We start from the raw sequence: 20391 nt of genomic DNA, 5'->3' as shown, positions 1-20391 counted from the left end.
GTATATGCTGCTTTTAAGCAGATTTAATGCGGATCAGCTTGGCAAACAAGTCATACTCATCTGCATCAGTAATTTCAACCTCTAGCAAATCACCAGCTTTAATTTGCGATTTATCAATATCTTCGACAAAAACATTGCCGTCTATTTCTGGCGCATCGGCATAAGAACGCGCGACAGCCACCGGAAATTCTTCCTCGAAATCATCAACCAGCACTGTCATGGTTTGACCAATGCGCTTTTGCAGTTTCGCCGCAGAAATAGCCTGCTGCACTTCCATAAAGCGCTCATAGCGCTCTTGCTTCACGTCTTCAGGCACATGATCCGGCAAATCGTTGGCTGTTGCGCCTTCAACTGGAGAATAGGTAAAGCAGCCCACGCGGTCCAGCTGCGCCTCTTTCAGCCAATCCAGCAGCATTTGGAAATCTTCTTCAGTTTCACCTGGAAAGCCAACCACAAAGGTTGAACGGATGACTAAATCCGGACATTTTTCACGCCATACTTTTAAACGATCCAATGTATTTTCACTGTGAGCTGGTCGCTTCATCAATTTTAAGATGCGCGGACTGGCGTGCTGAAAAGGAATGTCTAAATATGGCAGAATTTTACCCTGCGCCATCAAATCAATCACTGCATCCACATGCGGATACGGATAGACATAATGCAAACGCACCCAGATACCCAGCTGACCTAAAGCTTCACACATATCGTAAAACTTGGTTTTTACTGGCTGGCCATTCCAAAAATCCAGTTTGTATTTAGTATCTACGCCGTAAGCAGAAGTATCTTGGGAGATCACGAGTACTTCTTTTACTCCGGCTTTTTTCAGCGCCTGCGCTTCACTCAGCACAGAACCCACTGGGCGTGACACCAAATCACCGCGCATGCTTGGAATAATGCAGAATGTGCAGCGGTGGTTGCAGCCTTCTGATATTTTCAAATATGCATAGTGTTTTGGCGTCAGGCGAATGCCGTGATCCGGAACTAAATCGATAAATGGATTATGTTTTGGCGGTTCTGGAACATACTCGCGTACTGCTTCCATAACTTCTTGATATGCCGCTGCCCCGGTTACTTTTAAAACATTTGGGTGCATTTGGCGAATTTTGTCTTCGTCTTTTCCTAAACAGCCTGTCACAATTACGCGGCCGTTTGAGCTCATGGCTTCGCCAATGGCATCTAAAGACTCTTGCACTGCAGATTCAATAAAACCGCAGGTGTTTACAACAACTAAATCTGCACCATCATAATCTGATGCAACATCATAACCTTCAGTCTTCAACTGAGTTAAAATTCGTTCGGAATCTACCAATGCCTTAGGACAACCTAAAGAAACAAAACCGACTTTGGGGGATTTCATGAATCTGCGCTCCACTAGAATCCGCGTATTGTATGTCTTTTCGTATCATAAAAACAGGTAGAATCATCACTCTTTACACCACGCACTAAAATAATGCTATAAATTCACCCACATAATATTCAACGCACCAATTTGGGACATTATTTATTTACAGCCCCCATCAAATCCGCTATACATTTTTAAATCAGTCCACTTTCAGCGCACTTTTCAAAACAAGCACCAAAACTTAGTCATTTTTATAAAAGTTGGCGTGTATTTTGCATCATATCAGGCCTTATGAGATTAAACCGCCCGATTTATGAAGATGCCATTGCGCTATTTTAATACAGGAAACCATCGCTAATGGATCATCCTATCGCTATCGATTACCGCTTGCTGGTCGACAACTTAACCACAGCCATTCTACTGGTCGATAGTAATTTGAACATATTTTATCTGAATTCTGCATGCGAAGCGCTGTTTGATATCAGCCTGCTGCGCGCCTCAGGCATGCCTGTGCTGAATCTGCTGCACATGCCAAATGATGAATTCAACACTGAAGAAGCGCTCAAAAACACATTGCACTCCGGTCAGCACTACACCCGCCGAGAAGCCACCATCAATGTCAATTTCAAAGACATTCATGTGGACTATACCGCCTCACAGCTGAATTCCGGAAAGCCTTACCACCCGCTGCTATTGATTGAGTTAAATCAAATTGACCGCATGCTGAAAATATCAAAAGAAGAAAACCTGATTCAGCAGCATCAAGTTGCCCGCCAGCTGATCCGCGGCGTAGCGCATGAAATTAAAAATCCTTTAGGCGGCATCCGCGGCGCCACACAGCTTTTAGCGCGCAGCCTGAATGACCCGAAATACAGTGAATTCACCGACATCATCATCAGCGAAGTCGACCGCCTGCGTAATCTAGCCGATACCATGCTCGGTTCGCGCCAGCTGCCAAGCTATGAACCGGTCAATGTGCATGAGCCGCTAGAACGGGTACGCGCGCTGATTGTCAATCAAACCAAAAAGAAGATAAAAATCACCCGCGATTACGACTTGTCACTGCCAGACGTATTGGCGGACCGCGATCAATTGATTCAAGTCATGCTGAACATCAGTGTCAATGCCGTGCAAGCCATGACTGAAAATAAAGAATTTTTTATAGATCATCAGCCGGAACTCGTTCTTAGAACCCGCATTCAGCGCCTTGTGACCATTAATGGCGTCCTGCAGCGCTCGGCCGTGCGCATTGACATTGAAGACAATGGGCCTGGTGTTCCCGAAGAAATCCTTGAATCAGTGTTCTACCCGCTCGTGACAGGCCGCGCAAAAGGAACAGGCTTAGGATTAAGCATTGCGCAGAACATTATGCATCAACATAACGGAATGATTGAATGTCAATCAGTTCCTGGAAAAACAGTATTTAGCTTATATTTACCTTGGGAGTCAGACCATGTCGCGAAATAAAATATGGGTAATTGATGATGACCGCGCCATGCGATGGGTGCTGGAAAAAACATTCAAAGAAGAAGGTTTTGATGTCACCAGTTTTGAAGAAGCCCAATCTGCGCTTGATCAGCTGAGTACAGATGCGCCGGATGTGATTCTAACCGACATCCGCATGCCGGGCATTGATGGCTTAACCTTCCTTGGCAAAGTCAAAGCCAACCACCCCGATTTGCCCGTCATCATTATGACGGCTCATTCAGATCTAGAATCTGCGGTTTCAAGCTACCAAACTGGCGCTTTTGAATACCTGCCTAAGCCGTTTGATATTGACGAAGCTTTGGCTTTAGTGAACCGCGCCATTTTACACATTGCCAAACTGCAGCAGCAGGAATCAGCAAAAACTGCTCCGCCAATTCAATCGACAGAAATTATAGGTGAATCTCCTGCCATGCAGGAAGTATTCCGCGCGATTGGCCGCCTCTCTCAATCGCACATTACGGTATTGATTAATGGCGAATCCGGCACCGGCAAAGAATTGGTCGCGCATGCATTGCACCGCCATTCTCCGCGCAGCAGCAAGCCTTTTATTGCGCTGAATATGGCGGCTATTCCTAAAGACCTGATCGAAACAGAATTGTTTGGTCATGAAAAAGGCGCGTTTACCGGCGCCAACACTCAACGCCAAGGCCGTTTTGAACAAGCCAATGGCGGCACGCTGTTTTTGGATGAAATCGGTGACATGCCTTTTGAAACGCAAACGCGCTTGCTGCGTGTATTGGCGGACGGTGAGTTCTACCGCGTGGGCGGTCACATCCCCGTCAAAGTGGATGTGCGTATTGTGGCAGCGACGCATCAGGATTTGGAAAAGCTGGTGCACGAAGGCCGCTTCCGTGAAGACTTGTATCACCGTCTAAACGTAATTCGCATTCACATCCCAAAACTGGCGCACCGCAGTGAAGATATTCCAATGCTTGCGCAGCACTTCTTGGCCCGCGCTGGCAAAGAACTCGGTGTCAGCCCTAAAATTTTGCGCCCTGAAACACAGGAATACATGCAAAAATTGCCATGGCAAGGCAACGTGCGCCAATTGGAAAATACCTGCCGCTGGCTAACCGTCATGATCACTGGCCGCGAAGTATACCCTGAAGATCTACCTTCTGAGCTGAAACAAATTCCAATTCATCAAAGCGGCGAAGGCGCTCAGGCGCCGCAAACCATTGACCGTGTCTCCATCCATCATTGGGATGAAATGCTCGGTCAATGGGCAATACAAAAGCTCAAAAATGGCGAGATGAAAATTCTTGATATTGCCACGCCAATGTTCGAACGCACCCTGATTAATGCGGCGCTGCAGCAAACCCGCGGCCGCAAGCGTCACGCTGCAGAACTTCTAGGCTGGGGACGCAACACACTGACCCGCAAGCTGAAAGAACTCGGTATGGACAGTGCAGAAGATGATGTTGAAGAAGAGTTAGAAGGTTAATTTTTTCGCTTCAGATAAAAAGCCAGTCAAATGACTGGCTTTTTTACAATGCGGTCTAACACCATTTTATGCAGTAAAACCGATATAGCGTGAATAACCTTCAATCCCCAAATCAGACTGATAAATCGTGAATTCAGGATATTGCGCCGCCGTTAATTCCGCAATCACACTGACCTGATCATCATTGGCATGCAGGTCATCCACTGTACGACGCATGGTTTGCTCAAACTCATCTGTAATGTATTCAAAGCCAATATCCATAGCAATAAAGAGTGTGTGCTCACAAGGCTGTACATATTGTTCTTCAGCCCAGTTAATTACTTGCTGCCGGCAATGCGGACACTGAATATTATCTGTTGCCTGTATATCAAGCTGAACCAATTGATAAGCCATAAAATCACATTTTCAAAAAAACTGCCGTAGTGTATCAAAAAACTTAAAAAATAATCAGCAGGCAAAACTGCATCTTAAAACGCAGAAAAGGAAGCCTGAGCTTCCTTTTTATCTGAATCAATCACATCAGTTTATTTCTTGCTTGCCTTATAAGCAGATAAAGCCGCTACAGCAATCGCCGACAATACAATGCCCGGCGCGCTGGCAGCCAAAATACCGGTTGTACCCAAACCTAAGGCCAAGATTTTACCCGTCAGCAATGGACCAGTCATTGCGCCTAATCGTCCCAGAGAAATTGCACTGCCCACACCTGTCACCTTGCCTGCATTTGAGTAAAATATTGGTGAGATGCCATACAGAATCGATTGACCGCCTGTAGAGAAAATGCCGCCAATTAAGCCCGCAAAGATCAAGAGTGGAATCGATTTGGTCGTAAAGAGAATCAATACTGCAATAAATAAACCTGTATAGATAATCACGGCCATTTGCCACAACTTCAAGCGGTCCAGCAAGTAACCTAAGCCAAGCGTGCCAATCACTGCACCCACTTGGAAAATCAGCATAATCATAAATGCTTGCGGTTTTTCTAAGCCTTGCTCCATAAGCAAGTTTGGCAGCCAGCTGATTAAAATGTAGTTCACCATCAGCGTAAAGAAGAAGCTTACCCACAATGGCAATGTGTATTTGTAGCGATTTTCAGCAAACAAGACTTGCGCCATTGGCGGGACAGCCTCCACTGGCGCTGATTCTACTTTTTCCGTGCGCTTATCTTTCAAGATTATGGCCATAAACGGAATCAACAGCAATGGGGTTAAACCGCCAATCAAAAACAGCGTATGCCATGAAATATCTTTAAAGATAATGGCCAAGCCTGCAACAAAGATTGCACCGACCGGCAGGCCGCAGTACATCAGGCTATTAAGTTTACCCCGGTTTGCTTCTGTTGCTTCATCACCTACCACTGAAATCATGGTTGGCATTGCAGCCCCCAAACCCAAGCCTGTAAAGAAGCGTGCTGCATATAAAACTTCAACACTTGGCGCCAATGCCGTAATTGACATAAAGAGGCCAAAAATTGCAATTGATAACATCAGGACTTTTTTCTGTCCCAAATAATCTGCTACGCGGCCGCCAAAAAATGCGCCGAATAACATACCAAATACGCCCAGACTGAACACATAGCCCATCTGAACTTGATCTAATGAAAATGTCGCCGCGATTCCCTTTGCCGCGATTCCAGGCGCTTGAAGATCAAAACCTTCAAAGAATGCGACCCAGAAACACAAAAATACCGTTAAAAATTTTTGCATTTTTCCAGTTTGTACTTGTGCCATGTTCTAACTCCATCCGTAGTACACAGGCTGCCCTACGCGGCCCGCCTGCGCATTTTGAGATGAATCTTCACTAATAAACACCACTACAATGGTCGGATTAAAGCTGAACTCATAAGCAACAATTAACACAATCTATAACTAAAAGGTTGCATACCAATATGTTTTAAGTCTTAATATTTAATTTTATCTTTAAAAAACAAAAACTTAATCAAAACAAAGCTTATAACTATACAACCATAACTAAAAACAATCGTTGTTAGATTTTCAGATCATTTCTGCCAGAACTTCCATTTACTGTGCTTTGGCTGTTTAGCTTCGATTCTAACCAAGCCTTCCAACGCATCCTCATTCATCCCGTTATACATCTTTAGATATTCAGGATTTAACTCAGCATTCACATATTCAGGCCAAATACTTTCAGCGGGACAGCGCAATGATCGCTCATACCATTTTTTCGCTACATTTAAATCTTTATTGAAATAAAGTCCCTTTTCGTACATAAAACCAATTTTGGCTTCTGCGTACTGATCTTTTTGATCCGCAGCCTTTTGAATCCAATAAGCCGCCTCTTCATAATTAATGTCTGTATAAAAGCCATTTAAATACCAATATCCAAGCTGATACTGCGCAGCTCGATCACCCCTATTGGCTTTTAATTGGTACAATTGAAAAAAGAGCTTTTGCACTTCGGGCATTTCATTATTTTGCAGATATTGTCTAATTTTGTTCGCCTGCTCTGCAATTTGTTCAATGGTATAATTTTTCGGGCTTTTCAAAATTTCCTTGGCTTTTTGCAATGGATTGTCATTATCAAAAGAGGCCAATAAAGTCATCGCCTCTGCCTGCATTTCAGCAATGCCATCAATACGTGAATCAATCACAGCCGTTAAATGTGCTTTTGCTTTTTCAAAATCTTGTTCTAAGCCTCGGCCCTCAACATACATTCTGCCTAAACTTAAATCAGCCGCTATTACTTCACCTGCAACTTGCTGATACAGTGCAACAGCCATATCCAGATCCTGATGCACACCCAAGCCATGCTCATACTTATCAGCTAAATTGTTTATGGCAACTGGATTGCCTAGGTCAGAAGATTTTTGATACCAATAGACTGCTTTCTCGTAATCTTGTGCAGTGCCTATGCCATCCTGATACATCCAAGCCAAGTGATAATAGGCATTTGCTAAAGGGGCTCGTTCCGTTTCAGGCGCCTGACTGGCCATTTGGTGATATAGATATAATGCTTTTGCTGGATGAATCACATGTTCTTTAATCACACCAAAATTTGGATAGGAAGGATGTACCAAAAAACATTTTAAAGCACCAAATCGATAATATCCCGCCAGTCCCAAAGTTGCAGCCCAACATCCCTCAAAAGAAGACTGCTCCAGCAACCGCTGACTTTCTGTCAAATCCTGCTCAACACCATGCCCGCGCGCATAACAGCCCGCTAACTGGTATAAAGCAATACTGTCTTTTTTAGCAGCCGCTTCTCGATACCATTTAAAGCTTCCCTCTAAACTTTTATCCAAGATACCGCCAATAAATAATTGCTGCGCCAACTGACACATGGCTGGGGTATAGCCAGACTGCGCAGATTTACGTAATAGATCAATGTAAGTTTGAAATTCCCGCTGTTGATATGCTTTATCAGCCAAATAGTATTGATAAATTCCTCTATAGTGATCTGCTTTTTGTTGAACACTCCGTGCAATTAATTCCCCATGCCCTGATTGCCATTCCGCAAAAGCCTGAATCCTTTCAACAAGACCTATACACTTAGATACATTGCATAAAGGCAAAAACCATCGAGTTATCGAATATAAGCCCGGGACATCTTTCATCAATACAGGTTCAGAAGTTGCTTCAGGCTCATTTGACCGCTTCATCGCTCTAAGCATCAACATCGGCGATTCTGCAGAAAGCGGCATTAAATTAACCCCGACTACTTCACCATCATTGGTTTTAGCAACTTCCCAAACTTTCATTAAAGGCTGATCAAATTGATAAAATTCACCACTTTGATTCAGCCAAATAACAACATCATTCGCACGAATTTCCTCCCCAGTTGCATAATGCAAAATCATCTTTTTTCTCTATATTTATTCTAATACTCCAATAATAGGCAAAAAAAATCCCGCATCAAGCGGGATTTTTCTATAAAACTCTAAATCTTAAGCAGATTTTTTCGCTTGGTTATTTTTACGAATCGTAATCATCACCAATTGAACTGCTGCAGGTGTAACACCCGGAATACGACTTGCCTGAGCAAGTGTTTCTGGACGTACATTATTCAGCTTTAATGTAATCTCACGAGAAAGACCTGAAACCACATCATAATTAAAGTCTTCTGGAATACGAGTGTCTTCCAAACGCTTCATTTGTGCAACGTCTTCTTGCTGACGGTTAATATAACCCGCATATTTCACAGCAATTTCAATTTGCTCACCAACAAATGCTGAAACTTCTGAACCAGTCAATTCAGCAATTTGAGAGAAATTGATATTTGGACGTTTTAACAAATCAATCGCATTGGTTTCTTTAGACAGATCATCACCTGTCATTTCAACGAATTTTTTGCCTAATGGATTGTTTGGAGCAGCCCATAGATGCTGTAAACGGCCTTTTTCAGTTTCTACTGCTTCCATTTTTTGGCAGAACGAATCCCAACGCGCATCATCTACCAGACCCATTTCACGACCAATAGCAGTTAAACGCTGATCTGCATTGTCTTCACGCAACATCAAACGGTATTCCGCACGTGAGGTAAACATACGGTACGGTTCTTTAGTACCCAAAGTAATCAGGTCGTCAACCAATACACCCATGTACGCTTCATCACGCTTAGGTGTCCATTGTTCTTGATCCCACGCACGGCGCGCAGCATTCAAGCCTGCAAGCAAGCCTTGCGCACCCGCTTCTTCATAACCAGTCGTACCATTAATTTGACCTGCAAAATACAAGTTATTAATCGATTTGGTTTCTAAAGAGAATTTCAAAGATTGCGGGTTGAAATAATCGTATTCAATTGCATAGCCTGGGCGCAAAATGTGGGCATTTTCCATACCGCGGATTGAACGAACCAATTCAAACTGAACATCAAATGGCAATGAAGTTGAAATACCGTTTGGATAAAGCTCATGTGTATCCAAACCTTCTGGCTCTAGGAATACTTGATGCGAATCTTTATCTGCAAATTTATGAATCTTGTCTTCAATTGATGGGCAGTAACGCGGACCAACACCTTCAATCACACCTGTATACATTGGTGAACGATCTAAACCGCCACGAATGATGTCATGTGTACGTTCATTGGTATGGGTAATGTAGCAATTTACCTGTTCAGGGTGCATAGACGCATCACCCATGAATGACATAGTCGGAGACGGGAAATCACCCGGCTGCGGAGTCATCACAGAGAAATCGACAGAACGCGCATCAATACGTGGTGGTGTACCTGTTTTTAAACGGCCCACTGGCAAGTTTAATTCACGTAAGCGCGCAGCCAAAGAAATTGAAGGAGGATCCCCCGCACGCCCGCCTGAAGCATTATTCAAGCCCACGTGAATCACGCCACCCAAGAATGTACCTGTAGTCAATACAACTGTTTTCGCATCAAAGCGAATACCCATTTGCGTAACTACACCTTTAACGGTATCGCCTTCAACAATTAAGTCATCAGCCGCTTGCTGGAAAATATCTAAGTTTGCTTGATTTTCCAGTGTTTCACGAATAGCCGCTTTATAACGCACGCGGTCTGCTTGCGCACGCGTAGCACGTACAGCAGCACCTTTACGCGAGTTCAAAATACGGAATTGAATACCGCCTTTATCGGCCGCCAATGCCATAGCGCCGCCCAAGGCGTCAATTTCACGCACAAGGTGCGACTTGCCAATACCACCAATGGCTGGGTTGCAGCTCATCTGCCCTAAAGTCTCAATGTTATGAGTAAGGAGTAAAGTCTGTCGACCCATACGTGCCGCAGCAAGCGCTGCTTCTGTACCCGCGTGACCGCCGCCGATAACAATGACATCGTAAACTTTAGGATAATGCATAGTGGTATTGAGAGAATTAAAAAATGGATAACCAAAGATTATAGCAAAACTTCAGCCATAAGTTGACAGAATAAGTCAATTTTCTTGCTATTTGCTATCACAGCGCCTCCATAGAGGCAATCATTTGTTATACATAATTGCATAACTCATCAAAATGAAACAATTTTAAAGTAAAAATTACCTGATCGATATTGCATTATTCTGGTTATTTTTTATGCTTTTATATGATCCCATGAGAAACCACATAAGGACAACAATCATGAAGAAGAACTTTATTCTGTCATCGATTCTCTGCGGTTTGTGTTTGGCGCCATTTGCCGCTTCGGCCAATGATAAAGTCGAAACAGTTTACAATCCTCAAAAATACCAGCAAGTCTGTAAAGGCAAATCCCATGGTGCACCAGTAAGCTTTGCCTATCGGGGAATTATCTGGAACGGCACTTGCGAACCTCAATTCTTTGCTTCAGGCAAACATGCCATGATTAAAGGCGATGAGCCCGAATTATACAACACCTGCTCCAGCGCTTCAGGCGCTGCATCAGTCACAATCGGCGGCACAGAAGTAAAGGGTAAATGCGCTCTGGGCTTTATGGCGCCCCGCCCTAAATAACCACTTATCCATAAACAGCTAACGAATGTTAACTGTTTCAAAAAGCGGGAGAAAATGTTTAATTTTCACCCGCTTTTATTTATTGCTAATTTAAAAAACTTGGTTACACTCAAAAAACATACAGAAGGACAAAAACAAAAAAGGATATTCCATGGATTCGGGGTTATTTGCTTTTTTCCTGCCGACCACGCTGGCTCTCATGATGATGGGCCTAGGCTTAGAGCTTTCAGTTAAAGATTTCATGCGTGTGGGGCGCTATCCCAAGGCTATTTTTTTAGCGCTTTTTACCCAGCAGATTATACTCGTGGGCATTGCTTTTCTGATCTGCAAAATGCTGAATTTACCGCCTCTGCTGTCCGTTGGCTTAATGCTGCTCGCTGCATCGCCCGGCGGCCCGACCGCCAACCTCTTCAGCTATATCTATAAAGGCGATGTCGCGCTCAATATTACATTGACCGCAATCAACTCGGTGATCTGCACATTCACTTTGCCATTTATCGTGAATTTATCCATTATCTATTTTTTAGGTGACAACCAAACCATCGGCATGCCCATCGAAAAAATTGCGCAGGTCTTTTTAATTATATTTGTCCCCGTCAGCCTTGGCATGCTTCTCCGCTATGCTGTGCCTGCCCTCAGCTATCAGCTGACCCGGCCAATGCGCCTGATTTCAATTTTCTTTTTATTTTTTATTTTTCTCTATGCGCTTTTCAGGGAGAAATCAAATATCGTTCTGTATTTTGCCGATGTTGGCCTAGCAACTGGAATTTTCTGTTTTACCAGCCTATTTCTTGGATATTCCATTCCAAATTTTGCCAAAATCCCTGAACGTCAAGCGCGTGCCTGCACATTTGAAATCGGCATTCACAACACTGCGATTTCACTCACGATTGCGCTGTCCGTGCTATCCAACACCACCATTGCAATCCCAGCTGGGGTATACACAATTTTCATGTATGTTTTTGTGATGTTTTTTGGATTTATCCTAACGCGCAAAAATAATCATTTAATGACAGCTTCCAATACGCCAAAAATTTAGTTTCCACTTAAAACAACACGGATAAAGAGAATAACTGCCAATTTAATCAAGGAGTGAACAGATGGATTCTGGAATCATCACCATTATGCTGCCGCTGGCCTTGGCCTTCATCATGATTGGCCTAGGCTTAGAACTCACGCCTAAAGATTTCGCACGGGTCACCAAACACCCTAAAGCTGTACTAATCGCATTATTCTGCCAACTCATTCTGCTGGTGGGCATTGCTTATGCACTATGCAAGGTTTTTGCCTTAGAGCCATTATTGGCGGTGGGCTTAATGCTGCTGGCTGCATCGCCTGGCGGCAGCACAGCCAATTTATTCAGCTACCTGTTTAAGGGGGATTTAGCATTAAATATTACGTTAACCGCAATTAACTCTGTCATCGCTGCACTGACCTTGCCTTTAATCGTCAATTTTTCAATTATGCATTTCATGCAGGAAGGCCAGCAAATCAGCCTGCAGTTTTCCAAAATCCTGCAAGTCTTCGGTATTATCATCATTCCTGTTTGCATCGGCATGCTGATCCGCCATTACGCACCCGCACTCACCCACAAACTCAACAAACCCCTGCGGATTTTTGCCGTTATTTTTCTCATCTTAATCATCATTGGCGCAGTGGTCAGCGAACGGCAAAACATTGCGAACTATTTAGGTCAAGTTGGCGCCGCTACAGCAATCTTTTGCATCTGCAGCCTATGCATCGGGTATTTCATCCCGCGCATATTCAACATTAACAGCGCACAAGCCAGAGCCTGCGCATTTGAGATCGGCATCCACAACAGCACACTGGCAATGACGATTGCACTCACGGTGATGTCCAGCGCGACTGTCGCCATGCCTGCCGCTGTATATTCCATCTTTATGTACATTTTTGCTGCAGTCTTTGGCACACTGATCAGCAGATATGCCCCCTTAAGCGCAGAACCACCAGAAGCCGCAAATTAAGCGCTCAAGCCTTTGACACAAGAACACCCGATAAGGATGCCAAGGCATCCTTTATTTTTGCACGAATGAAATAAGTTATAGGCGCTGCATAACGAGTTCCGCTACAATAGCTTTTTACATAACAAATTTAGGTTTTTGCCGTGAAGTGGTTACAAATTCATATTACTGTTGATCAAGCGCAAGTCGATTACACTGAAACCCTGCTCAGCTCTTTAGGCGCAGTGAGTGTAACTTTGGACGACGCTGAGAATCAGGAACTGCTGGAACCGCTTCCAGGTGAGACGCCGCTATGGAATAAAGTCATTGTGACGGGCATCTACGCGCAGGAAGATAACGAAGAAATTGATGTAGCAGCCTTAGAAACCTTTATTAAAGCTCAATTGCCTAATGCGCCAATGCGCAGTGAGTTTATTGAAGATCAGGAATGGGAACGCACATGGATGGACGCCTATGAGCCAATCCAAATTGCTGAAAAATACTGGATTGTTCCTGAATGGATGGAAGCGCCTGAAGCGGATGCAGTAAACATTAAGCTTGATCCAGGCTTGGCCTTCGGCACAGGCAACCATGCATCTACATTCCTTTGCCTGCAGTGGCTAGGCCAAACGGATGTTAAAGATAAAGTTGTCATCGACTATGGATGCGGTTCAGGCATTTTAGGCGTTGCCGCATTACTGCTAGGCGCTAAAAAAGTCTACGCAACAGATATTGACCCGCAAGCGGTGCATGCAACACAGCAAAATGCTGAACTCAATGGCGTGCTGGATAAACTTTATGTCGGCCTTCCTGAAGAATTCAATGCGGAATTCAAAGGCCAGCAAGCAGATGTGCTGCTTGCAAACATTCTGGCAGGCCCGCTGATGTCGCTTGCGCCTGAATTCTCAACTTTAATTAAATCTGCGGGTGAGTTCGCATTAGCGGGTGTAATTAAAGAGCAAGTTGATGATGTTTCTCGTGTTTATTCTGAATTTTTTGATATATTAGATGTTCAGGAACGTGAAGAACACTGGTGCCGAATCTCAGGTAAGCGCCAATCGCATTAACCGATTTACTTAAACACTTATGAGCAATAAACAGACATTCTGCCCGACTTGCGCTACAACTTATAAAGTAACTGTTGCTCAGCTGACTATGGCGCAGGGCATGGTTTGTTGCCCCAAGTGTTCCACATCGTTTAATGCGCTCAGCTATTTAGTCGCAGCCAAGGCTTTAATGCCTGAAGCTGCGGCAGCATTAGAGCTGCGCGACTCAAACATCCAATTTGAGCCTCAAGCCATCGACATCTCTAAGCTGAATTTGCAGAATGAACTGCAGAGCGCAGCTGAACAGCCCCGCAAGCTTCTGGATCTTTTTGAAGATAAAGTCGAAAACTCAAATATTGACCTGAAAACTTATCTGAACAATCTAAACTATTTCAGCACAGAGCCTATAGGCAACTTCCCTGCGCTGAATTGGTCTGAAAAAGCAGATACCGAATCTAAGCGCGGCGTTTTATATTATGCAATGTGGAGCATCATCAATATTGCATTAATCAGTACCCTGCTATTTCAATTTTTCTGGTTTAATCCCCAATACTTAAAAAACAGCCCGGTCATGGCTTTCGCATTCAATGCCGCCTGCGATGTTTTTAACTGCTCTAAACTGGAAGAGCATTACAATCTGATTGCCACTAAAAAAGTTAAAGTCCGCACCATTTCCAAAAAAGAAGTCGAATTCTCCGGCCAGCTGATTAATTACCATGAACGCAGTTTAGCTTTGCCCGTTATTAAAGTTGAGCTCAAGGATAACGGTACTGTTTTTTCCACCTACACCTTGCAGCCGCAGCAATATTTAGCAGAAAGCTTATCTGGAATTCAGCGCATCCCTTCCAACAGCCCATTCAAATTCAATTTTAGACTGCCCGTCGACCGTAAAAGCTTCAATAGCTACGATTTAGAAATAATTCGGCCATAAGATTGAAAAAAACTATTAAAAATTGCAAAAAAATATAAAAAAAATGCAGTTTTCTTGCTCACTTTTTCTTAGACAATGGTATGATACGCGCCACGAAAGCTTTGCACTGCAAACTCCTCACTGATTTTTCACAACAAATATTATTCCGCAAAATGCGCATTATCCAATATTGCGTATAGAGCAGATTTTTTTGTTTGATTTTTGCCTGTAACAAATATTAATCTATTGTTACGCTTAAATTTCGATCAATCCTTTGAGTTGTGGCAAGCTAAAGCTAAATTGCAATGTCCACGTTTTAGAGCTTCTGTTTTAAGATCTAAAGCAGAGTTCATTGAATTTATAGACCACTTTTTTTATATCACTTTACCCAAGTGATAACTGATTTTTTCGGATCAATTCGCATGAATAGCAAATCTCCTATTTTTACTGCACAATCTGATGTCGCTCTTCGTATTCACGTAGACCGCGCAGTTCGTCATTACTTTGCACAGCTACAAGGCGAACAGCCTTCTCAGGTGTATGACATGGTGCTGGCAGAAATGGAGAAACCTCTTTTATCTGTAGTTCTAGAATATACGCGTGGCAACCAGACACGCGCTGCCGAGATTCTCGGTTTAAACCGCGGGACTTTACGTAAAAAGTTAAAAGCTCACGGTTTAATGAGTGAATAAATGATAAAATGCTTGCGGCTTCCGCAGGCATTTTTTTTAACCTGTATTTGACCGATTTCTGTTTTAATCTGCACTTGAAAACTGTGACGAAGATCATGACTATTAAACGCGCTTTAATCTCTGTTTCCGATAAGACTGGTATTGTTGAATTTGCACAAAACCTTGTAGCTCTAGGGGTAGAAATTTTATCTACTGGCGGCACTTACAAATTGTTGAAAGACAATAATGTGGCTGTAGTTGAAGTTTCAGAGCATACAGGTTTCCCTGAAATGATGGACGGCCGTGTAAAAACACTGCATCCGAAAATTCATGGCGGTATCCTTGCCCGTCGCGGTCTAGATGAAGCTGTAATGGCTGAACACAATATCGATGCGATCGATTTAGTGGTTGTTAACCTTTATCCGTTTGCAGCAACAGTCGCTAAGCCAAACTGTTCACTTGCAGATGCCATTGAAAACATCGACATCGGCGGTCCAACAATGGTTCGCGCTGCTGCGAAAAACCATGCATCTGTAGGTATCGTGGTCAATGCTTCTGACTATGCAGCCGTTGTTGAAGAATTAAAAGCCAATGGCGCCTTATCACATGCAACTCGTTTTGACTTAGCTGTGAAAGCATTTGAACACACTGCTCAATATGACGGTATGATTGCGTCTTACTTAGGCGCTCGCGTAGGTAAAGAAGACGGCCAAGCTGATAAATTTGCGCGTACTTTCAATACCCAATTGAATAAAGTTCAAGATTTACGTTACGGTGAAAACCCGCACCAATCTGCGGCTTTCTATGTAGAGGCAACTGCAACTGAAGCTTCTGTTTCAACTGCGAAACAGCTTCAAGGTAAAGAACTTTCTTATAACAATATCGCAGATACAGATGCAGCGCTTGAATGTGTGAAATCATTCGCTAAACCCGCTTGCGTCATCGTTAAACATGCAAACCCATGTGGCGTTGCGGTTTCTCTAGACGGCATCCAAGCCGCTTATGACTTGGCTTATGCAACTGACCCTGAATCTGCATTCGGCGGCATCATTGCATTCAACCGTGAATTAGACGTTGCAACAGCGCAAGCGATTGTAGACCGTCAATTCGTTGAAGTGATCATTGCGCCAAGCATTGCTGAAGGCGTATTAGAAGTGACTGGCGCGAAGAAAAACGTCCGTGTACTTGTATGCGGCGAACTTCCTGCAATCGATGCCCGTCAATCTCAGTTAGACTACAAGCGTGTGAATGGCGGCTTATTGGTTCAAGACCAAGACTTAGGCATGATCACTAAAGATGATCTTAAAGTCGTAACTAAACGCGCGCCGACTGAACAAGAAATCGATGACATGATCTTTGCTTGGAAAGTTGCGAAATACGTTAAATCAAACGCAATTGTTTATGCTAAAAACCGTCAAACGATTGGTGTGGGCGCAGGTCAAATGAGCCGTGTTAACTCTGCTCGTATTGCTGCGATTAAAGCTGAGCACGCTGGCTTAGTGGTTGAAGGCGCTGTAATGGCATCTGACGCATTCTTCCCATTCCGTGACGGTATTGATAACGCTGCAAAAGCAGGCATCAAATGCATCATTCAGCCGGGCGGTTCTATGCGTGATGAAGAAACAATTGCTGCTGCTGATGAAGCAGGCATTGCAATGGTATTCACTGGCATGCGTCACTTCCGTCACTAAGTTGACGACTTGATCATGACAATTAAGCACAGTCTTTTGCTTAATACACTAGATTTCTAATCTTGCATAAAGTCCTCTCCTGCTTTCAGGTTGAGGACTTTATGTCATTTTCGATTCATGGAGTATGAACCGATGAATATTTTAGTTTTGGGTAATGGCGGTCGTGAACATGCGCTTGCATGGAAAATCGCGCAAGATGACAAAGTCGCAAAAGTATTTGTAGCGCCGGGTAATGCGGGTTCTGCAACTGAAAACAAATGCGAAAATGTTGCGCTTAACATTTTAGACAACGCTGCGATTATCGACTTTGCAAAAAACAATGCAGTTGATTTAATCGTGGTTGGCCCTGAAGCACCGCTTGTGAATGGCGTGGTGGATGCTTGCCGTGAAGCGGGTGTAAAAATTTGGGGCCCTACTCAATTTGCTGCACAGCTTGAAGGCTCTAAAGCATTTGCCAAGCACTTCTTAAAACGCCACAACATTCCAACGGCTTTCTATGACGTGTTCACAGAAGTAGATGCTGCCAAAGCATTTGTTGAAAAAAATGGCGCGCCGATTGTGATCAAGGCCGATGGTCTTGCTGCAGGTAAAGGTGTAATCGTTGCAATGACCAATCAAGAAGCATTCGATGCGATTGATGACATGCTTGCAGGCAACAAATTTGGCGATGCTGGCTCACGTGTGGTGATTGAAGAATTCCTTGCTGGTGAAGAAGCATCTTTCATTTGTATGATTGATGGCGACAATATTCTACCAATGGCAACTTCACAAGATCACAAACGTATCTTTGAGGGCGACCAAGGTCCAAACACTGGCGGTATGGGTGCTTACTCTCCTGCTCCTGTTGTGACTGCAGATGTATTTGAAAAAACCATGAATGAAGTGATGCGTCCTACCGTTGAAGGTATGAAAAAAGACGGTCACGTTTATACAGGTTTCTTATACGCGGGCTTAATGATTGATGAACAAGGTCAGCCTAAAGTGATCGAGTTCAACTGCCGTTTTGGTGATCCTGAAACTCAGCCAATTATGATGCGTTTAAAATCATCTTTAGTTGACCTTGTTGAAGCGGGTATCGCAGGCAATTTACCTGCGGAAGCTGAATGGGATGAGCGCAAGACTGTCGGTATCGTACTGGCATCGAAAGGCTACCCAGAAACATCTAGCAATGGTGACGTAATTTCTGGTTTAGACACCGTGATGACTGATGCGAAAATCTTCCATGCGGGTACAAAAGCACTTGAGAATGGTGACATTGTGACTGCTGGCGGTCGTGTACTTTGCGTAACAGCGCTTGGCAACACCATTGGTGAAGCTCAAGCAAAAGCGCTTGAACTTTGCCAAAAAGTGACTTTTGATGGTGTTCAATACCGTAAAGATATTGGTTACCGTGCAATTGCACGTGAAGATGCTTAATCTTAATTTCGATTAAGTAAAAACCCCGATTCGTTCGGGGTTTTTACTTTTTTATGAGTGTTTAATCTTATTTGCTAAACTATTCACTTTTTCTTCAATAGTTAAGAACAATGTAGTTGAAAACATTCCCGTTAAAAAACATAAAACTATCATTTTATAAAATATTTTCTTTTCATCTATTTCTTCGAGATTAATTGAACTTTTATGCTCTATTATTAAATCTAATAATATTCCACTCTTTAGACTTAAGAATGTTAAGACACCTATTAGTCCAGCACCTACCAATAATTTTATATATTCAGCTTTCTTTAAACTATTTTGAGATAACAACATCTTTGTCAATGAGCCTAGGCAAGCCACCAAAAATGCTGGTAAAGAATATATAAAGGCATTAACACTCATATTTAATGCAAATAGCACATCCTCATTTAATTGAAATATTTCTCGAATTTGATTTGTTCCAATTGTCATGTAGAGAATATAGCAAATACCTATCAAAACAATGGCCGAAAAATATGTCCAACCGATCAAAGTATATAGCTTTGATCTTCGCTCATTTTCCAATTCACTTTGTCTTAAAAAAAACTTTTTTGTTTCAATCTCATCTTGACGTTTTTGCTCCATAATATCTTCATGATTTAAATGCAAAACATCAGAATTTATCTCAGTACTCAACTTATCCCCTCCAATAAAATATCTTTAAAATTTTTCTTTAATATCTTGTAATCACTGAAAATACAAAGTCTGTAATAATTACAAATAAATCTATTATATTATAATACAATTAATTATCTATATTAGTGTAATGATTCCACCAATCCAAACCCCTCGCCTCATCCTCCGCCAATGGTAAGATTCCGACACTACCTCATTTATCCAAATGTGTGCAGACGAATGATAATCAGCATCCTGATTGTTTGGTCGAATTAGTCGTGAATCGTGCGCTCGATCAAGCATTTATTGAAGCTCAGCAAGTGCTGATCCAAAATTTAAAAGCGACTTATCTCGATCAATTGGCGCATGACTTTCAGCTGGAGTGGGATCGATATCAAAAACAATGATCACATTGATTCTAGGCAAAATACGCTAAAATAAAACCAAACCCTTCAATATTTAGTTTAATATGCCTAAACCCTCAAATCAAAACAACTGGATGACACGAGTACCCTCTCAGCATCATCAATTTGAGCGTATTGAAGCCTTTTTCTCAAATCACAGCTATAAACCTCATCGGCACGACACATACGCCATTGGCCAAACCCTGTCAGGCGTACAAAATTTTCATTATCGTGGTGCATTACGACACAGCTTAGCCGGCATGACCATGGTGCTCCATCCAGATGAAAAGCATGATGGTGAAGCCGGAACAACCGCTGGCTTTCATTATCGAATGATTTATCTTGAGCCGGCTTTAATCCAAAGCATATTACAAGGCAAACCGCTGCCCTTTATCCAGCAAGGCTTAAGTCAAGACCCGCGCCTGTTTCAGGCCACGCAAAATCTGCTTTTACACAAGCATCTCGATACTCTTGAAGAAGAAGATGCTCTGTTTGATTTAGCCACAAGGTTATGTGAAGTTTCTGATAGCAAATTACAGAACACAAAAACGTTTGATTATCGCGCTGCAGAAACAGCCCGCGAATACATTCTGGCTTATCCGCAGGAAAACTTAAGCTTAAAAGATTTAGAACAACAGACCGATCGAGATCGCTGGAGCCTGTCACGCGATTTCAGGTTATTGTTTGGCACCAGCCCTCACCGCTATATGACTATGCGTCGCTTAGAAAGCGTCAAGGCCTATCTATCGCAAGGTGAATCACTGGTGAATGCGGCTATCCGCGCGGGCTTTTTTGACCAAAGCCATATGACGCGGCATTTCATTAAGGCCTTTGGCTTAAGCCCTGCGCAATGGAAAAAAATGAATGCAATTCATCAATTTAACCACACAAGAAAATAGATTTCTTCTCTAAATTCTATTCATTTCATCCTATAAGAGAAAAATAAAGAGGATGTCTAAAGCCATAAAAGAA

19 protein-coding genes are annotated in these 20391 nt (G+C 43.0%); 12 read left to right on the top strand and 7 right to left on the bottom strand.

The genetic code is table 11. The annotated features are described in order from the left end of the window. Positions 1-13: 13 nt before the first annotated feature. Complete coding sequence (rimO, locus tag JZ784_RS04225) at positions 14-1357, bottom strand: 30S ribosomal protein S12 methylthiotransferase RimO (protein WP_130144696.1); 1344 nt, start codon at positions 1355-1357, stop codon at positions 14-16. 342 nt (positions 1358-1699) lie between these two features. Here rimO and glnL point away from each other — a divergent pair, with 342 nt between their 5' ends. After that, a complete protein-coding gene (gene glnL / locus JZ784_RS04220; RefSeq protein ID WP_005010370.1) occupies positions 1700-2809 on the top strand; it encodes a nitrogen regulation protein NR(II) in 1110 nt (369 codons plus the stop codon). After that, positions 2796-4274, top strand: a complete 1479-nt coding sequence (glnG, locus tag JZ784_RS04215; protein ID WP_346313920.1) for a nitrogen regulation protein NR(I) — start codon at positions 2796-2798, stop codon at positions 4272-4274. The genes glnL and glnG overlap by 14 nt, the downstream gene beginning before the upstream one ends. A gap of 66 nt (positions 4275-4340) precedes the next feature. Here the strand turns inward: glnG and JZ784_RS04210 are convergent, their stop codons facing one another. From JZ784_RS04210 to mnmG, 5 genes are all read right to left on the bottom strand, one after another. Next, positions 4341-4667: a hypothetical protein gene (locus JZ784_RS04210; protein WP_346313919.1), complete on the bottom strand. Its 327-nt coding sequence runs from the start codon at positions 4665-4667 to the stop codon at positions 4341-4343. A 131-nt stretch (positions 4668-4798) separates the two neighbouring features. Then, complete coding sequence (mhpT, locus tag JZ784_RS04205; RefSeq protein ID WP_346313918.1) at positions 4799-6001, bottom strand: 3-(3-hydroxy-phenyl)propionate transporter MhpT; 1203 nt, start codon at positions 5999-6001, stop codon at positions 4799-4801. A gap of 3 nt (positions 6002-6004) precedes the next feature. Continuing rightward, on the bottom strand, positions 6005-6130 hold the full coding sequence (locus JZ784_RS04200; RefSeq protein WP_346313917.1) for a hypothetical protein: 126 nt from the start codon (positions 6128-6130) through the stop codon (positions 6005-6007). A gap of 140 nt (positions 6131-6270) precedes the next feature. Then, entirely contained in the window at positions 6271-7845 is a 1575-nt protein-coding gene (locus JZ784_RS04195; protein ID WP_346313916.1) for a tetratricopeptide repeat protein, read from the bottom strand. Positions 7846-8175: 330 nt separating this feature from the next. After that, positions 8176-10056 (bottom strand): tRNA uridine-5-carboxymethylaminomethyl(34) synthesis enzyme MnmG, encoded by a 1881-nt coding sequence (mnmG, locus tag JZ784_RS04190; RefSeq protein ID WP_346313915.1) that lies wholly within the window; start codon positions 10054-10056, stop codon positions 8176-8178. Positions 10057-10315: 259 nt separating this feature from the next. On the opposite strand from mnmG, the gene JZ784_RS04185 reads away from it, so the two are divergent. The 8 genes from JZ784_RS04185 (at position 10316) to purD (ending at position 18361) form a co-directional block, all read left to right on the top strand. Next, a complete protein-coding gene (locus JZ784_RS04185) occupies positions 10316-10666 on the top strand; it encodes a hypothetical protein (RefSeq protein WP_346313914.1) in 351 nt (116 codons plus the stop codon). 151 nt (positions 10667-10817) lie between these two features. Continuing rightward, the gene (locus JZ784_RS04180) at positions 10818-11705 is read left to right on the top strand and encodes a bile acid:sodium symporter family protein (protein ID WP_346313913.1); all 888 of its coding nucleotides are present in this window, start codon (positions 10818-10820) and stop codon (positions 11703-11705) included. A gap of 61 nt (positions 11706-11766) precedes the next feature. Continuing rightward, the gene (locus JZ784_RS04175; protein WP_346313912.1) at positions 11767-12651 is read left to right on the top strand and encodes a bile acid:sodium symporter family protein; all 885 of its coding nucleotides are present in this window, start codon (positions 11767-11769) and stop codon (positions 12649-12651) included. 140 nt (positions 12652-12791) lie between these two features. Continuing rightward, positions 12792-13694, top strand: coding sequence for a 50S ribosomal protein L11 methyltransferase (gene prmA / locus JZ784_RS04170; protein ID WP_346313911.1), 903 nt, complete (start codon positions 12792-12794; stop codon positions 13692-13694). Between the two features lie 19 nt (positions 13695-13713). Then, positions 13714-14604 (top strand): DUF3426 domain-containing protein, encoded by an 891-nt coding sequence (locus JZ784_RS04165; protein WP_018572999.1) that lies wholly within the window; start codon positions 13714-13716, stop codon positions 14602-14604. 401 nt (positions 14605-15005) lie between these two features. Continuing rightward, positions 15006-15275, top strand: coding sequence for a DNA-binding transcriptional regulator Fis (gene fis / locus JZ784_RS04160; protein ID WP_001086304.1), 270 nt, complete (start codon positions 15006-15008; stop codon positions 15273-15275). A gap of 95 nt (positions 15276-15370) precedes the next feature. Beyond that, positions 15371-16945: a bifunctional phosphoribosylaminoimidazolecarboxamide formyltransferase/IMP cyclohydrolase gene (purH, locus tag JZ784_RS04155; RefSeq protein WP_026253435.1), complete on the top strand. Its 1575-nt coding sequence runs from the start codon at positions 15371-15373 to the stop codon at positions 16943-16945. Positions 16946-17077: 132 nt separating this feature from the next. After that, positions 17078-18361 (top strand): phosphoribosylamine--glycine ligase, encoded by a 1284-nt coding sequence (gene purD, locus JZ784_RS04150; RefSeq protein WP_346313910.1) that lies wholly within the window; start codon positions 17078-17080, stop codon positions 18359-18361. A 51-nt stretch (positions 18362-18412) separates the two neighbouring features. On the opposite strand, the gene JZ784_RS04145 is transcribed toward purD, so the two are convergent. Beyond that, a complete protein-coding gene (locus JZ784_RS04145; protein ID WP_346313909.1) occupies positions 18413-19036 on the bottom strand; it encodes a hypothetical protein in 624 nt (207 codons plus the stop codon). Between the two features lie 209 nt (positions 19037-19245). Here JZ784_RS04145 and JZ784_RS04140 point away from each other — a divergent pair, with 209 nt between their 5' ends. Both JZ784_RS04140 and JZ784_RS04135 read left to right on the top strand, forming a co-directional pair. Next, on the top strand, positions 19246-19422 hold the full coding sequence (locus JZ784_RS04140; RefSeq protein WP_346313908.1) for a hypothetical protein: 177 nt from the start codon (positions 19246-19248) through the stop codon (positions 19420-19422). 62 nt (positions 19423-19484) lie between these two features. After that, positions 19485-20318: an AraC family transcriptional regulator gene (locus tag JZ784_RS04135; protein ID WP_346313907.1), complete on the top strand. Its 834-nt coding sequence runs from the start codon at positions 19485-19487 to the stop codon at positions 20316-20318. Positions 20319-20391 lie beyond the last annotated feature (73 nt).

The sequence above is a fragment of the Acinetobacter sp. CWB-B33 genome, from assembly GCF_039655955.1.
Lineage (GTDB): Bacteria > Pseudomonadota > Gammaproteobacteria > Pseudomonadales > Moraxellaceae > Acinetobacter > Acinetobacter bouvetii.
Note: the sequence above shows the minus strand (reverse complement) of the source record. Positions and strands in the feature narration are given on the sequence as shown.

Excerpts from the sequence above, each read along its gene's own strand:
- JZ784_RS04175 (WP_346313912.1), top strand. The coding sequence starts at position 11,767 with ATGGATTCTGGAATCATCACCATTATGCTGCCGCTGGCCTTGGCCTTC.
- mnmG (WP_346313915.1), bottom strand. The coding sequence starts at position 10,056 with ATGCATTATCCTAAAGTTTACGATGTCATTGTTATCGGCGGCGGTCAC.
- JZ784_RS04210 (WP_346313919.1), bottom strand. The coding sequence starts at position 4,667 with ATGGCTTATCAATTGGTTCAGCTTGATATACAGGCAACAGATAATATT.
- glnL (WP_005010370.1), top strand. The coding sequence starts at position 1,700 with ATGGATCATCCTATCGCTATCGATTACCGCTTGCTGGTCGACAACTTA.
- mhpT (WP_346313918.1), bottom strand. The coding sequence starts at position 6,001 with ATGGCACAAGTACAAACTGGAAAAATGCAAAAATTTTTAACGGTATTT.
- JZ784_RS04180 (WP_346313913.1), top strand. The coding sequence starts at position 10,818 with ATGGATTCGGGGTTATTTGCTTTTTTCCTGCCGACCACGCTGGCTCTC.
- purH (WP_026253435.1), top strand. The coding sequence starts at position 15,371 with ATGACTATTAAACGCGCTTTAATCTCTGTTTCCGATAAGACTGGTATT.
- purD (WP_346313910.1), top strand. The coding sequence starts at position 17,078 with ATGAATATTTTAGTTTTGGGTAATGGCGGTCGTGAACATGCGCTTGCA.
- JZ784_RS04165 (WP_018572999.1), top strand. The coding sequence starts at position 13,714 with ATGAGCAATAAACAGACATTCTGCCCGACTTGCGCTACAACTTATAAA.
- glnG (WP_346313920.1), top strand. The coding sequence starts at position 2,796 with ATGTCGCGAAATAAAATATGGGTAATTGATGATGACCGCGCCATGCGA.
- JZ784_RS04135 (WP_346313907.1), top strand. The coding sequence starts at position 19,485 with ATGCCTAAACCCTCAAATCAAAACAACTGGATGACACGAGTACCCTCT.
- JZ784_RS04185 (WP_346313914.1), top strand. The coding sequence starts at position 10,316 with ATGAAGAAGAACTTTATTCTGTCATCGATTCTCTGCGGTTTGTGTTTG.
- JZ784_RS04195 (WP_346313916.1), bottom strand. The coding sequence starts at position 7,845 with ATGAAAGATGTCCCGGGCTTATATTCGATAACTCGATGGTTTTTGCCT.
- rimO (WP_130144696.1), bottom strand. The coding sequence starts at position 1,357 with ATGAAATCCCCCAAAGTCGGTTTTGTTTCTTTAGGTTGTCCTAAGGCA.
- fis (WP_001086304.1), top strand. The coding sequence starts at position 15,006 with ATGAATAGCAAATCTCCTATTTTTACTGCACAATCTGATGTCGCTCTT.